We start from the raw sequence: 15,329 nt of genomic DNA on the forward strand, positions 1-15,329 counted from the left end.
AACATGCTGCGCAAGATCTTTTCTTTCTTCTTCAACCGGTTCACGCTGGTGCTGTGCGGACTGGTGCTGCTCAGCCTGCTGATCTGGTTCGTCGGTCCGCTGGTCTATATCAAGCCCTACCAGCCTCTCGAAAGCGAGGCGGTGCGCGGCTGGATCATCGCCGCGCTGTTCGGCATCTGGTTCCTGCGGCTGTTCATCCGGTGGTGGCGCGCCAAGGAGATGAACGCGCGCCTGCTGGGCCAGCTGGCCCGCATCGGGGCGTCGGATGCGTCCACTCCCGAGGCCGGCCCCGGCAAGGAGGAGGTGGCCGAGCTCGAGAAGCGCTTCAAGGAAGCGGTCGATGTCCTGGGCAAGACCCGCTTCGGTCAGACGGAGCAGGGATGGTTCGGCCGCCTGTCCCGGCGCTATGTCTACCAACTGCCCTGGTACCTCATCATCGGCTCGCCGGGTTCGGGCAAGACCACGGCGCTGGTCAATTCGGGCCTCGACTTCCCGCTGGCCGCCCAGTTCGGCAAGGCGTCGATCCGCGGCGTAGGCGGCACGCGCAACTGCGACTGGTGGTTCACCGACCAGGCCGTGCTGCTGGACACCGCCGGCCGCTACACCACGCAGGAAAGCGATGCGGCCCAGGACAGTGCCGCATGGTCGGGCTTCCTGAACCTGCTGCGGCGCTTCCGCGGCCGCCAGCCCATCAACGGCGTGCTGGTCACGCTCAGTGTGCAGGAGCTGCTGAGCGGCGGCGATGCGGAGCGCGAGCGCCTGGCCCGGCTGATCGGCCTGCGCCTGGCCGAGCTGTGCGAGGGCCTGTCCATCAAGTTCCCGGTGTACGTGCTGGTCACCAAGACCGACCTGCTGGCGGGCTTCAACGAGTTCTTCGGGAACATGACCCGCGAGGAGCGGGCCCAGGTCTGGGGCTTCACCAATCCCTATGTGGAAGGGCAGGCTCAGGAAGATCCGGGGCTGCAGTTCCGCAAGGAATTCGACGGCCTGGCCGACCAGATCAACCGGTTGCTGCCGCAGCGGCTGCTGGCCGAGCCCGACCTGGCGCGGCGCGGCCAGATCTACGGCCTGCCGCAGCAGTTCGTCGGGCTGCGGGACGTGGTCCAGCAGACGCTCTCCACGATCTTCGCCTCCTCGCGGTTCAAGGAGAAGCCGCTGTTCCGCGGCGTCTATTTCACCAGCGGCACCCAGGAAGGCATGCCGTTCGACCGGGTGCTGTCGGCCCTGTCGCGGCGCTTTTCGGTGTCGCCTCCGTCCAACCTGGCCGGGGAAGGGCGCGCGGGCAAGAGCTACTTCATCGAGACCCTGCTCAAGGGGGTCATCTTCAACGAGGCCGGGCTGACGGGGCGCAATGCCAAGAAGGAGCGCCAGCTGCGGCTGCTGCAGGCCGCCGGATTCTTCGCCCTCGCGGCGGGGCTGGCGGGCGCCACCATCGCCTGGACGATCAGCCACGGCAACAACCAGAAGTACCTGGACGAGGTGGCCGCGAAGGTGCCCACGCTCAAGCAGGCGGTGGAGGAGTCGCGCGACGCGGATCCCGAGAACATGGTGGCGCTGCTGCCGCTGCTCAACCACGCCGAATCCCTGGCGACCAGCCAGCGCTACTCCGGCGATTCGCCGCCGCTCAGCTGGCGCTACGGGCTGCTGCAGGTGCCCAAGGTGCAGACCGCGGCCGATGCGACCTACATGCGCCTGCTGGAGGATGCGTGGCTGCCCCGCCTGGCCCGGCACCTGCGCAATTCGCTGCAGCAGGCTTCGACGGCCAATCCGGAGGCCAGCTACGAGGCGCTCAAGGTCTACCTGATGCTCTACGATCCGGAGCGCTTCAACCCCCGCGTGGTCAAGGCCTGGATGCTCAACGAATGGGAGTCCACGCTGCCTCCGGCGCTGGTGCAGTCGGGCATGCTGGACCAGCTGGCGCATCACCTCGACCGGCTCATGGAAGACCGCGCCCTGGTGTCGCCGATCCCGATCGACCAGCCGCTGGTGGACGAAGTGCGCCAGCGCCTGGCGCAGCTGTCGCCCGCGCAGCGGGCGTACAGCCGGCTCAAGCAGCTGCTGACCACGGGCACCGCGCTGCCGCCGGATTTCACGCTGGTGCGCGCGGCCGGTCCCGAGGCCCCGCAGGTCTTCACCCGGCGCAGCGGCAAGCCGCTCACTCAGGGGATCTCGGGGCTCTTCACCTATGACGGCTACTACGGCGTGTTCTCGCACGAACTGCCCAAGGTGACCACGCTGCTGGCGCAGGAGGAGACCTGGGTGCTGGGCAAGGCCCAGGGGCAGCGCAGCGTGGCCAACGAGGTCATGACCGGCCAGCTCGCGCAGGAGGTCAAGCGCCTCTACCTCATGGAATACGCCAAGGTCTGGGAGGACTTCCTCGCCGATGTGCGGCCCGTGCAGATGGCGTCGCTCGACCAGGCCGGCGAGCAGGCGCGGCTGTATTCGTCTGCCAATTCCAGCCTGGAGCAATTCATCCGCGCGGTGGCCAAGGAAACCACGCTGGGACAGAAGCCCGGTGCCGGGGGCAGCAGCACGAGCAGCTGGCTGGGCGAGAAGATCAACCGCATCAAGGAAGAGCAGGAGCAGCTCAGCCGCCTGACCGGCAAGCGGGTGAACGTCGGCGGGCTCGCGGCCACCAGCAGCAACCTGGAAGCCGACCTGGTGGATTTCCGCTTCCGCGAATACCGCCGCCTCGCCGCCTCCAATGGGTCGGGCCCCGCGCCCATCACCGCCAGCCTGCAGGTGCTCAACGAGGCGGCCGCGGTCATCTCGTCCGCGCGCCAGCAGATCAGTGCCGGCGGCACCGTCCCCGCGTCGCTGTCGCCGGCCCTGGAGCGCGTCCGCATGGAGGCCAAGCGCGTGCCGCCGCCGCTCAACACCATGTACGAGGACCTGGCATCGTCCACGTCGGCGCTGGTCGGCCGCGATGTGCGCGCGACCGTGGGCAGCAACCTCAATGCCACGATCGGGACGTTCTGCCGCCGCGCGATCGGCGGGCGCTATCCCTTCACCAAGGGATCGTCCAGCGACGTGACGAGCGATGACTTCGCCAGCCTGTTCTCGCCGGGCGGCATGATGGACGAGTTCTTCCGCAACACGCTGCAGCCGATGGTGGACATCTCCGCCACGCCCTGGCGCTTCCGCCAGGGCGTCGATGGAACGCCGGTCGGCGGATCGGCCGCGCTGGCGTCGTTCCAGCGCGCCGCGACCATCCGCGACGTGTATTTCCGGGCGGGCGGCAAGGTTCCGTCCATCCGCATGGACATCAAGCCGCTGGAGATGGACGCCTCCATCTCGCAGATGGTGCTGGACATCGATGGCGAGGTGCTGCGCTACCAGCACGGCCCGCAGATCCCGAAGTCGATGACCTGGCCCGGTACCCGGGGCACGGGCCAGGTGCGCCTGCAGCTCACCGGGGGCGGCGCCGAGAACACCGGCCTGGTGACCGAGGGTCCCTGGGCGGTGCACCGTTTCTTCGACAAGGCCCAGATCCTGCCGGGCAGCACGCCCGAGCGCTTCGTCGCTGCCTTCGATATCGGCGGGCGCAAGCTGCGCTTCGAGGTCACCACGGGCAGCGTGCTCAACCCGTTCCGTCTCAAGGCCATGGAGGAATTCGCGTGTCCTGGCAATCTCTGATGCCGTGGTCCCGCGCGCAGCCGCGCGTGGCCTGGTTCGGGAAGCTGCCCGGCCAGGGGGACTTCGTGGGCCGGCGCATGCCGCGGGCCATGAGCGGCGCCTGGGACGAGTGGCTGAGCCACGGCCTGGGGCACCTCCGGTCCACCGCGCATGGCGACTGGGAGCGCACGTTCACGCAGGCGCCGCTGTGGTCCTTCGTGGCCAGCGGCAGCAAGGGGGCCGCGCCCTCGTGCGGCGTGCTCGCGCCCAGCATCGACCGCGTGGGGCGCTGCTATCCGCTCACCGTGATGGCGGTGGGCGAGAGCGGCCGGCAGTCGCTGGCCGCCGATGGCGTGCTCGGACAGTTCTTCTCGGAGGCCTGCGATGCCGTCATCGAGGCACGCAGGCTGGCCCTGCCGGCGGATGCGCTCGACAGCCGTCTCTCCCGGTTGCCATGGCCTTTCACCGCCACCGCGGCGGACGGCAAGGGGCAGGGCGCCGACATGGCGGGCATCCTCTCCGACCTCGGCATGGGCGGGGCTGCCGGCCGTGGCGAGGCGATGTTTTCCCGCGGGCGCGACATCCTGCGTGCTGGGCAGGCCGCCAGCTTCTGGTGGTCCCATCCGCCCGGAGCCGGGGGCCGCAGCTGCGAGCACTGGGGCGACCCCAACGAAAGCCTGTTCCTGCGTCTTTTCGGCGGAGGCCCGAATGCATAGTGCCCCGCAACGTGGCGCGGGGCGCACTGGACCGACCACTCCATCATGATCGACATCGAAGAGCTTCTTGAACCTGCCGCGGACATGCCACCCTGCGGCCAGGACCTGACCTACGACGCGGAGTTCCTGGCCCTGGAGACCGCGGCCACCGGCAAGCCGGAGCAGCAGTTCGGGGAGATGGTGATTCCCGCCGAGCCGCCGGACTGGCGGGATGTGGAGCGCCGCGCCCGCGCACTGCTCGTGCGCACGAAGGACGCGCGCGTCGCGGCCCTGCTGTGCCGGGCGCTGACCAACATCCAGGGCGTGCGCGGCATGTCCCAGGGCGTGCAGCTGATGGCCGGGATGTTCGCGCGGTACTGGGACGACCTGCACCCGCTGCCCGAGGACGGCGACTACTTCATGCGCATGAATGCCGTGTCGTCGCTGAACGAGATCACCGGCCTGCTGCGCGATCTCCGCCAGCAGGATTTCGTGCGGCTGCCCGGCGGCTCGATCAGCGTGCGCGATGCAGAGGCGGTGGCGCGCGGCACCGCTGCCGAAGGCGGCGCGCGCATATCGCTGGATCAACTCCGGGTGGCGCTGGCGCAGGCGTGGCAGCAGGGCGACGAGTCCCTGCGCGCCTGGAGCACGGCCAGCGAAGCGTTGCGCAGCCTGCAGACGACGTTCCGCGACCGGCTGGAAAGCGCGCAGGTGCCGGACCTGGAGCAGTTCCAGTCGCTGCTGGTGGTACTGAACGACCTGGTGCCGCATGCGCCCATCGGGGTGGCCGACGCCGCCGCGGCGGCGCCGGAGGATGGAGTCGCTTCCGGGTCCGTCGCCGTCACGGCGGGGGCTGTCGCGGCTGGCGAGCCCGCCGGGGTGGCCGCCCGGCCGGCAGGGTTGCGGACCCGCGACGACGCGCTGGCGCAGCTGCTGCTGGTGGCCGAGTTCCTGGAGCGCACGGAGCCCACCAATCCCGCACCGCTGCTGATCCGCCGGGCGGCCAGGCTGATGGGCCTGAGCTTCCTCGAGATCCTGCGCGAACTGTCCCCCGACAGCGTGGGCCAGGTCGAGACGATCACGGGAGGGCAAAACCCGTCGTCCTGATTTGGAAAACGAAATGTAACAGCGGTATTTTGTTGCCGGCTGGATACTTGTTCAGCAGGCACGCTGCCGGAAGAGGTGGTGGAGGGCCCGCCGTGCGCCCGCACAGGCGGTGAAGGCCGGCCGATCTCTGTTTTTAGCCTTACGAGAGAGAAGATTCACTATGGTGACCTTAAGCAAGACCGGCAAGAGCGGTCAGAAGTTCATTGCCCGCAACCGCGCCCCGCGCGTGCAGATCGAGTACGACGTCGAGATCTACGGCTCCGAGAAGAAGGTGCAGATTCCCTTCGTCATGGGCGTGATGGCGGACCTCTCGGGCAAGCCGGTGGACCCCCTGCCGGAGATCGCGGACCGCAAGTTCCTCGACATCGATATCGACAACTTCGATGCCCGCATGAAGTCGATCAAGCCGCGTGCTTCCTTCAACGTGCCCAACACGCTGACGGGCGACGGCCGCCTGCACATCGACCTGACGTTCGAGAGCATGGACGACTTCTCCCCCGCCTCCATCGCGCGCAAGGTGGGCGCCCTCAACTCCCTGCTGGAAGCCCGGACCCAGCTGCACAACCTGCTGTCGTACATGGACGGCAAGCAGGGCGCCGAGGAACTGATCGGCAAGGTGCTGAAGGACCCGGCGCTGCTCAAGTCGCTGGCCGCGATGCCCAACCGGCCTGCCGGCGGCGTGACCGAGAAGACCGACGACGCTCAGTGAAAGGGACAGCCGCATGAACACGACGACCTCTCTGGACGCGGTGCAGGGCACCCAGACGCTCGAAGGCAGCGAATTCACCTCGCTGCTGCAGAAGGAATTCAAGCCCAAGACCGACCAGGCGCGCGAGGCGGTCGAATCGGCCGTGCAGACGCTGGCGCAGCAGGCCCTGGCCGCTTCGTCCACGCTGTCCGACGACGCCTACCAGACCGTCCAGGCCATCATCGCCGAGATCGACCGCAAGCTCTCCGAGCAGATCAACCTGATCATCCACCACAGCGAGTTCCAGCAGCTCGAGGGTGCCTGGCGCGGCCTGCACCACCTGGTCCACAACACCGAGGTGGACGAGCTGCTCAAGATCCGCGTGATGAACATCTCCAAGAAGGAACTGCACCGGAACATGCGCCGCTTCAAGGGCGTGGGCTGGGACCAGAGCCCCATCTTCAAGAAGGTGTACGAAGAGGAATACGGCCAGTTCGGCGGCGAGCCGTTCGGGTGCCTGGTGGGCGACTACTATTTCGACCACAGCCCGCCCGACGTGGAACTGCTCGGCGAGATGGCGAAGGTGTCCGCTGCCGCCCACTGCCCGTTCATCGCCGGCGCGTCTCCCGCGATGATGCAGATGGATTCCTGGCAGGAGCTGGCCAATCCCCGTGACCTGACCAAGATCTTCACCAACACCGAGTACGCCGCGTGGCGCAGCCTGCGCGATTCCGACGATTCGAAGTACATCGGCCTTGCCATGCCGCGCTTCCTCGCGCGCCTGCCGTACGGCGCCAAGACGAACCCGGTGGACGAGTTCGACTTCGAGGAGGAAACGGCCGGAGGCGACCACAGCAAGTACGCGTGGGCCAACTCCGCCTATGCGATGGCCGTGAACATCAACCGCTCGTTCAAGTACTACGGCTGGTGCACCTCGATCCGCGGGGTGGAGTCCGGCGGCGCGGTGGACAACCTGCCGGCGCACACCTTCCCGACGGACGACGGTGGCGTGGACATGAAGTGCCCGACCGAGATCGCCATCAGCGACCGGCGCGAGGCCGAACTGGCCAAGAACGGCTTCATGCCGCTGGTGCACCGCAAGAATTCCGACGTGGCGGCCTTCATCGGCGCGCAGTCGCTGCACAAGCCGGCCGAATACTATGATCCGGACGCCACGGCCAACGCCAACCTGTCGGCGCGCCTGCCCTACATGTTCGCGTGCTGCCGCTTCGCGCACTACCTCAAGTGCATCGTGCGCGACAAGATCGGCTCGTTCAAGGAACGCTCCGACATGGAGCGCTGGCTCAACGACTGGATCATGAACTACGTGGACGGCGACCCGGCCAACTCCTCGCAGGAGACCAAGGCCCGCAAGCCGCTGGCCGCGGCCGAGGTGCAGGTGGCGGAAGTGGAAGGCAATCCGGGCTACTACACGTCCAAGTTCTTCCTGCGCCCGCACTACCAGCTCGAAGGCCTGACCGTGTCCCTGCGGCTGGTGTCGAAGCTGCCGTCGGTGAAGCAGGCGGGCAACTGACCCACCGGGGCGTGCGGCAGCCTGCTGCCGCGCCCGCTGGGCGGCAGGGCGGCGTGGCAGGGCGCGCCCCTGCCGCCGGTTCCCCGCCAGCGGAGAACCCATAACTATTTTTGCGGACCACCGCATGCAATCCATGAATTTCGATTTCAAGCGCCCGCTGGACCGCCAGCTGGCCGAGCTCAAGGACGCGATCCGGGCCAAGCCGCAGGATGCGTCGCTGCGGGTGTTCTATTTCCAGGTCCTGGCGGTGTACGGCGAGTGGCAGAAGGCGCTGGACCAGCTGCAGATCTGCGCGCAGCTGGACCGCAAGGCGGAAGCCATGGCGCGTGCCTACCGCGAGGTGATCCTGTGCGAGGTCGCGCGCCGCGACGTGTTCGCGGGCAAGCGCACACCCAACATCGTCGGCGAGCCTCCGGAATGGCTCGGATGGATGGTGGAAGGCCTGCAGTGCCTGGCCGAGGGCCGCGCAAGCCAGGCCGCGGAACTGCGCGCCGCCGCGTTCGAACAGGCACCGGCGTCGGCCGGCGAAATCGACGGCGAGGCGTTCGAGTGGATCGCCGATTCCGACGCACGCCTGGGCCCGGTCTGCGAGTTGTATGCCAACGGCAGCTACTACTGGGTGCCGTTCTCCAGCGTGTCGCAGATCGCCTTCGAGAAGCCGCAGGACCTGCGCGATCTGGTCTGGTCGGCCTGCGAGGTCACGCTCCGGAACGGCGGCGTGATGCATGGCTTCATCCCCACGCGCTATCCGGGCTCGGAGACCGCGGAGCGCGACGAGATCCGGCTGGCACGGGCCACCGAATGGCGAGAGCTGGGAGACGACCAGGCGACGGGCTGGGGCCAGCGCGTATGGGCCACGGACCAGGGCGACGCCGCGCTGCTCGACGTGCGCCGGGTGAAGCTGTCCCACTGACCGGAGCGCGCAGGCCATGGCGACGCAGGGCAGGGAGAAGTACGGGCATGGCAAGGACCGGCTGCAGCCGGCGCTGCTGGACCGGCTGACCGACCACGAGCCCTCCCGGCGCACGGAGCGGGCCGAGGCGGTCTATGTGACCGAGGCGCGCCTGCGGCAGGCGTTGCTGCGCGACCTGAACTGGCTGCTGAACGCGTCGGACGCGTCGTCGCACATCGATTTCGAGGGCCTGCCCCACGCCGAGCGGTCGGTGCTGAACTTCGGCATGAAGCCGCTGGCCGGCCAGTTGCTGTCGGAGCTGGACTGGAAGGACGTGGAAGCGGCCATCCTGAAGTCGATCCTCCAGCACGAGCCCCGCATCCTGCCCCATACCCTGAGCGTGGCGCTGGCGCCCTCCAGCAAGCTGTTCAACCACCACAACACCCTGCAGTTCGAAATCCGTTGCCAGTTCTGGTCCTCGCCCTATCCGCTGGAGCTGCTGCTCAAGACCAGCCTCGACCTGGAGACCGGGCAGGTGTCCGTGTCCGAGCAGCGGTGAGGCTGCGTGCAATGGGCCGCCCCGGGCGGGCCCGCCTGACGGCCGCGGTGGCGCGGCCTGGAGCTTTTCTGACATGAATCCGCGGCTGGTCGAGTACTACAACCGGGAGCTGAGCTACCTGCGCGAACTGGGCGCGGAGTTCGCTGCCGCCTTCCCGAAGGTCGCCGGGCGGCTGTCGCTGCGCGAGCTGGAGGTGGCCGATCCGTACGTGGAGCGGCTGCTCGAGGGCTTCAGCTTCCTCACGGCGCGCATCCAGATGAAGATGGACGCGGAGTTTCCGCGCCTCTCCCAGCGCATCCTGGAGATGGTCTGCCCCCACTACCTGGCCCCCACGCCGTCGATGGTGGTCGTCCAGATGGAGCCGAGCGGCACGGAAGGCAGCCTGATCGAGGGCTACACCCTGGAGGCCGGCAGCGTGATCCGCGGGCGCAAGACCGCGGAAGACCAGACGCCGTGCGACTTCCGCACCGGGCATGCGGTCACGCTCTGGCCCATCGATCTGCTGCAGGCCCGCCTGGGAGGGCCGCCGCTGGATCTGCCGCTGTCGCGCTTCGGCCTGGCGGAAGAGGCCGCGGGGCACCTGCGTTTCACGCTATCGGTGCGCGGCGCCGCGCAGTGGCGCAACCTGCGCATGGACCGGCTCGATCTGCACATCTCCGCGGGAGATGCCGTGGCGTCGCACCTGCAGGAACTGATCCACGAGTCCGTCATGGGCGTGATCGTCCACGACCCGCAGGACGCCTCCAAGGTCTGGGCCCAGCTGCCGGCGGAGTCCGTGCAGCCGGAGGGGTACGAGCAGTCCCAGGCCCTGCTGCCCTACACCCACCGGGCATTCCAGGGGCACCGTCTGCTGCACGAGTATTTCGCGTTCCCTGCGCGGTTCCGCTTTTTCTCGATCCGGGGCCTGCGGGAAGCGCTCGACCGCGTGCCGGGCGCCCAGGTCGGGATCACGCTCCTGCTGCGGCGCGCACAGCCTTCGCTGGAGGCGCAGGTGGACCGCCACAAGTTCCTGCTGCACTGCGTGCCGGCGATCAACCTGTTCGAGCGTCCGGCCGACCGCATCCATGTGTCCCCGGGCGTCAACGAATACCACGTGGTGCCGGACCGGACGCGGCCGCGCGACTTCGAGGTCTACTCCGTCCTGGCGGTGACGGGTCACCGCGAAGGCCAGCTCAAGGACCAGGATTTCGTGCCGTTCTTCGCATCGGTGCACGGCCTGCGGGCGAGCGAACAGGCCTATTTCGCCGTGCGCAGGGAGCCACGCCTCTTCTCGGAACATGCGACGCGCTTCGGGCCGCGTACGCAATACCTGGGCAGCGAGGTGTTCATCTCGCTGGTGGACCAGCGCGCGGCGCCGTTCGCGGACGATCTCAAGCAGCTCAGCGTGCGGGTGCTGTGCACCAACCGCGACCTGCCGCTGCTCATGGGGGGCAAGGGCGAGCAGAGCGACTTCACCCTGGTGGAATCCGCGCCCGTGGCCTCGGTGCGCACGGTGGCCGGCCCGACGCGGCCCACGGCCAGCATCGCGGAAAACGAGATGACGTGGCGGCTGATATCGCACCTGTCGCTCAACTACCTGGCGATGAGCGACCTGTCGGAGGAAGAGGGCGCAGCGACGCTGCGCGATCTGCTGCGGCTCTACATCGACCACGGGGACCGCGACCTGTCCGGCCAGATCGCAGCGATCCGCTCGCTGGAAATCGCGCCGGTCACGCGCCGGCTGCCGCAACACGGGCAACTGGTCTATGGCCGCGGCGTGGGCATCACCCTGGGGGTGGACGAAGGGCCGCTCGCGGGCGTGAGTCCCTGGCCCCTCGCGTCGATCCTGGAGCGCTTCTTCGCCCGGCACGTGGGCGTCAACAGCTATACCGAACTGTCGCTGCGGTCGCGGCAGCGGGGCGCGATCGCGCGCTGGAAGGTGCGTCCCGGCCAGAGGCCCGCGGCATGAGCGACCACGCGCCCGCGCCGGAGGCCGGCCTGGATGCCTCGGGGTTCTGGCAGCGGCTGCGGCGCGATCCGCATCCGTTCGACCTGTTCTTCGCGCTGCGCGTGCTGCAGGCGCGAAGCCGCGGCCATCCGCGCTTCGGCAAGGCCCTGCGGCCTCGGGACGAGCCGCTGCGCCTGGGCCAGGATCCGTCGCTGGCCTTCGCGCCCGCGACCCTCGCGGAAGTGCTGCCGGCCACCGCGGGCCAGCCCGAGCGCCTCACGGTCTGGAACTTCGGCCTGTACGGTCCCAACGGGCCGCTGCCCACGCACCTGACCGAGTACGTGCGCGAGCGGCTGCGTCAGCACGACGACCCGACGATCGCGCGCTTCTCGGACATCTTCCACCACCGGCTGCTGCTGCTGTTCTTCCGGGCGTGGTCCGATGCGCAGCCGGTGACCTCGCTCGACCGCCCGGACAACGACCTGTTCGGGCGCCACCTGCGCAGCCTGATCGGCTATGGCGAGGCGTCGCAGCGCGACCGCGACACCGTGCCGGACCATGCCAAGCAGTACCTGGCGGGCCACTGGACGCGCTGGACGCGCAATCCCGAAGGCCTGGTGTCGGCCCTGCGGATCTTCTTCGAAGTGCCGGTGGAGCTGGTCGAGTTCACGCTGCATTACCTGGAGCTGGACCCGGAGCAGCAGACCACGCTGTCGCGCGTGCCGCGCAACGCGCGCCTGGGCGTGGACACGGTGGTGGGCAGCCGCGTGCCCGACGCGCAGGGCAAGTTCCGGCTGCGCATCGGCCCGCTGCCGCTCGCGCAGTACGAGCGCTTCCTGCAGGGCGGCGAAGACTTCCGGGCGCTGGTGGACTGGGTGCGCAACTACGTCGGCATCGAGTTCGCCTGGGATTACGAGCTGATCCTGCGCCGCGAGGATGTCCCGCCCTGCCAGCTCGGCGGCAGCGTCCGGCTGGGATGGACGACGTGGTCGTTCTCCGGCCCTGCACAGCGCGATCCGGACGATTTCCGGCTCGATCCCGAACTGTGGCTGGCGTCGCGCAGGCGAGCCTCCGCGGATGCCGGCGCGGGGGCGCGGGCCGGGCCCGTCCCGGCGGCCGAGGCGCACTAGCGTGCGGCACCGCTGCCCGTTTCCCTCCTGTTGATCCCTTCACCGATTTCCATTTCCATCCGCGAGGTCCCATGTCTGAAATCAGCCGGCAAGCCCTTTTCGGCAAGCTCAATCCCCTGCTCTTCAAGTCGCTGGAAAGCGCGACCGTGTTCTGCAAGCTGCGCGGCAACCCGTACGTGGAACTGGTGCACTGGCTGCACCAGCTGCTGCAGGAGACGGATTCCGACCTGATCCGGCTGCTGCGCCATTTCGCCGTGGATTCCGACCGGCTCGCGGCCGACGTGCTGCAGAGCCTGGACCGCCTGCCGCGGGGCGCGACCTCGATCAGCGATTTCTCGGCGCAGATCGAATCCTCGATCGAGCGCGGCTGGGTGTATGCCACGCTGATGTACGGCGAATCGCAGATCCGCAGCGCCTACTGGCTGTCGGGCATGGTGCGCACGCGCGTGCTGGCCAACGAGCTGCGCGCGATCTCGGCGGAGTTCAACAAGCTGGGCGAGCCCGCGTTGAGCGAGGTGTTCGGCCGGCTGCTGCCGGATTCTCCGGAGTCGCGCCTGAAGGCCGCGGACGGCAGCGGCCTGGGCGGCGTGCCCGGCGAGGCGAGCGGCGCCACCGCCGAGGCGGCCGGGCCCGGCGAGGCCCTCAAGCGCTACACGGTGGACCTGACCGAGCGCGCACGCCTGCAGGAGCTCGATCCGGTCACCGGCCGCGACGAGGAAGTGCGCCAGATGGTGGACATCCTCATGCGCCGGCGCCAGAACAACCCCATCCTGGTCGGCGAGGCCGGCGTGGGCAAGACCGCGGTGGTGGAAGGCCTCGCGCTGCGCATCGCTGCGGGCGACGTGCCGCCGCCGCTCAAGGACGTGCAGCTGCGCGTGGTGGACATCGGCCTGCTGCAGGCCGGCGCGAGCATGAAGGGCGAGTTCGAGAACCGGCTGCGCTCCCTGCTCGACGAAGTGCAGGCCAGCACGGTGCCCATCGTGCTGTTCATCGACGAGGTGCACACGCTGGTCGGCGCGGGCGGGCAGGCGGGCACGGGCGATGCCGCCAACCTGCTCAAGCCGGCGCTGGCGCGCGGCGTGCTGCGCACCATCGGCGCGACCACCTGGGCCGAGTACAAGAAATACATCGAGAAGGACCCGGCGCTGACCCGGCGCTTCCAGCTCGTGCAGATCCACGAGCCGGACGAGGCCAAGGCGGTGCACATGCTGCGCGGCGTGGCCGCGAAGCTGGAAGGCCACCACAAGGTGCGCATCGGCGAGGACGCCGTGGCCGCGGCAGTCACGCTGTCGCACCGCTACATCCCCTCGCGCCAGCTGCCCGACAAGGCGGTGAGCCTGCTGGACACCGCCTGCTCGCGCGTGGCGCTGGGCCTGCATGCCACGCCCGCGCGGCTGGAATCGGTGGTACGGCAGCTGGAGGCGCTGGAAGTCGAGAAGGGCATCGTGCAGCGCGAACTGGGCCTGGGCGTGGGTGATGCCGGCCGCTTCGCCGACATCGGCACGGCGATCGAGCGCCTGCAGGCCGAGAAGGTCGAACTGCAGGAGCGGTTCGAGCGCGAGAAGGTGCTGGTGCAGCAGATCGTGGACGCGGAGGCGGCGCTGCTGAAGCCGGCGGGCAAGCCCGCGGGCACGGAGACTGCGCCGGCTTCTTTGGAGGCCGGCAGCGGCAATGCGGCTGCCGCCGGTGCGGAGCAGGGCGCGGCGGTGCCCCAGGGGGCTGCCACGCCCGAGGCGCTGGGTGCGCTGCGCCACGACCTGGCCCGCCTGCAGGGCGAGGATCCGCTGCTGCAGCCCGTGGTGGACGCGGGCGTGGTGGCCGCCGTGGTGGCCGAGTGGACGGGCATCCCCGTGGGCCGCATGGTGCGCGACGAGGTGCAATCCGTGCTGACGCTCGCCGACACACTGGAGAAGCGAGTGATCGGCCAGCGCCATGGCCTGGAGGCGATCACGCGGCGCATCCAGACCGCGCGCGCCCAGCTGGACAACCCTGGCAAGCCGATCGGCGTGTTCCTGCTGGCCGGCCCGTCGGGCGTCGGCAAGACGGAGACCGCGCTGTCGCTGGCCGAGGCGCTGTACGGCGGCGAGCAGAACCTCATCACCATCAACATGAGCGAGTACCAGGAGGCGCACACCGTCTCCACGCTCAAGGGCGCGCCGCCCGGCTACGTGGGCTACGGCGAGGGTGGCGTGCTGACCGAGGCGGTGCGCCGCCGCCCCTACAGCGTGGTGCTGCTCGACGAGATCGAGAAGGCCCACCCGGACGTGCACGAACTGTTCTTCCAGGTGTTCGACAAGGGCTGGATGGAAGACGGCGAGGGCCGCTACATCGATTTCAAAAACACGGTCATCATCCTGACCTCCAACGTGGGCTCGGAACTGATCGCCGGCATGTGCCGGGACCCGGAGCTGGCGCCCCAGCCGGAGGCGCTGGCCCAGGCGGTGCGCAAGCCGCTCCTGGAGAAGTTCCCGGCCGCGCTGCTGGGCCGGCTGGTGGTGGTGCCGTACTACCCGATCTCGGACGCGATGCTCGAGCAGATCATCCGCCTGCAGCTCCAGCGCATCCAGACGCGCATCGCCGAACGCCACGGCGCCGTGCTGGACATCGACGATGCCGCCGTGCAGCTCATCCGCCAGCGCTGCACCGAGGTGGAATCCGGTGCCCGGATGGTGGACGGGATCATCACCCAGAACCTGCTGCCGCGGCTGGCGATGCGCTTCCTGCAGAGCTCGGTCGATGCCAAGTCGATCCGCCACATCCGGCTGGGCGTGGCGGACAGCGATTTCGCCATCGAGTACGAGGAGGCCTGAAGCGTCTGCGGTGCGCGGGCCCCCGGCAGGGGGCTTTGCCCGACTTGGTACATAATGGACGGTTTCCGCGGCCGGGGTGAGGTGCCCTGCGGCCGTGGCGCAACTGCCGGAACGCACGGCACCCATTTCGGTCGATACAAGGGAAGCTGCGGCTTCCCTTTTCACTTTGCCGTGCAGGCAGGCATCGCCTGCCTGTCCCCCGGGAGGCCATGCGGACATTGCACGCACCCCGCTCCGGGGTTACGCTCAGGTTCGGAGCCCGGGCGGCGCAGCCGGCGCCCCGATGGTGAAATTGGTAGACACTGCGGACTTAAAATCCGCCGCTTCCTGCGAAGGGGCGTGCCGGTTCGATCCCGGCTCGGGGCACCACTA

At 69.0% G+C, this 15,329-nt stretch carries 10 protein-coding genes and 1 tRNA gene; all 11 read left to right on the forward strand.

The annotated features are described in order from the left end of the window. The first annotated feature begins 3 nt into the window (after window positions 1-3). The 11 genes from tssM to ACGHC0_RS07990 all read left to right on the forward strand — a co-directional run bounded on the left by tssM (window position 4) and on the right by ACGHC0_RS07990 (window position 15,326). Window positions 4-3,636: a type VI secretion system membrane subunit TssM gene (gene tssM / locus ACGHC0_RS07940; RefSeq protein ID WP_415267873.1), complete on the forward strand. Its 3,633-nt coding sequence runs from the start codon at window positions 4-6 to the stop codon at window positions 3,634-3,636. Then, complete coding sequence (tagF, locus tag ACGHC0_RS07945) at window positions 3,618-4,331, forward strand: type VI secretion system-associated protein TagF (protein WP_368354709.1); 714 nt, start codon at window positions 3,618-3,620, stop codon at window positions 4,329-4,331. The genes tssM and tagF overlap by 19 nt, the downstream gene beginning before the upstream one ends. Before the next feature lie 45 nt (window positions 4,332-4,376). Beyond that, window positions 4,377-5,417: a type VI secretion system protein TssA gene (gene tssA / locus ACGHC0_RS07950; RefSeq protein WP_415267874.1), complete on the forward strand. Its 1,041-nt coding sequence runs from the start codon at window positions 4,377-4,379 to the stop codon at window positions 5,415-5,417. A 160-nt stretch (window positions 5,418-5,577) separates the two neighbouring features. After that, window positions 5,578-6,126 carry a type VI secretion system contractile sheath small subunit gene (tssB, locus tag ACGHC0_RS07955; RefSeq protein ID WP_013593959.1) on the forward strand — a complete coding sequence of 183 codons (549 nt, stop codon included), beginning with the start codon at window positions 5,578-5,580 and terminating at the stop codon, window positions 6,124-6,126. Window positions 6,127-6,139: 13 nt separating this feature from the next. Next, complete coding sequence (gene tssC / locus ACGHC0_RS07960) at window positions 6,140-7,639, forward strand: type VI secretion system contractile sheath large subunit (RefSeq protein WP_013593960.1); 1,500 nt, start codon at window positions 6,140-6,142, stop codon at window positions 7,637-7,639. Window positions 7,640-7,763: 124 nt separating this feature from the next. Continuing rightward, on the forward strand, window positions 7,764-8,552 hold the full coding sequence (locus ACGHC0_RS07965; protein ID WP_368354712.1) for a type VI secretion system accessory protein TagJ: 789 nt from the start codon (window positions 7,764-7,766) through the stop codon (window positions 8,550-8,552). Window positions 8,553-8,568: 16 nt separating this feature from the next. Then, complete coding sequence (gene tssE / locus ACGHC0_RS07970) at window positions 8,569-9,090, forward strand: type VI secretion system baseplate subunit TssE (RefSeq protein ID WP_368354713.1); 522 nt, start codon at window positions 8,569-8,571, stop codon at window positions 9,088-9,090. Window positions 9,091-9,163: 73 nt separating this feature from the next. Then, on the forward strand, window positions 9,164-11,038 hold the full coding sequence (gene tssF, locus ACGHC0_RS07975) for a type VI secretion system baseplate subunit TssF (protein WP_415267875.1): 1,875 nt from the start codon (window positions 9,164-9,166) through the stop codon (window positions 11,036-11,038). Then, window positions 11,035-12,147: a type VI secretion system baseplate subunit TssG gene (gene tssG / locus ACGHC0_RS07980; protein ID WP_415267876.1), complete on the forward strand. Its 1,113-nt coding sequence runs from the start codon at window positions 11,035-11,037 to the stop codon at window positions 12,145-12,147. The genes tssF and tssG overlap by 4 nt, the downstream gene beginning before the upstream one ends. Before the next feature lie 71 nt (window positions 12,148-12,218). After that, window positions 12,219-14,957, forward strand: a complete 2,739-nt coding sequence (gene tssH, locus ACGHC0_RS07985) for a type VI secretion system ATPase TssH (RefSeq protein ID WP_415267877.1) — start codon at window positions 12,219-12,221, stop codon at window positions 14,955-14,957. 277 nt (window positions 14,958-15,234) lie between these two features. Then, window positions 15,235-15,326: transfer RNA gene (locus ACGHC0_RS07990), tRNA-Leu, on the forward strand. The last annotated feature ends 3 nt before the right edge of the window (window positions 15,327-15,329 follow it).

This window comes from Acidovorax sacchari, from assembly GCF_042847045.1.
Classification (GTDB): domain Bacteria; phylum Pseudomonadota; class Gammaproteobacteria; order Burkholderiales; family Burkholderiaceae_C; genus Paracidovorax; species Paracidovorax sacchari.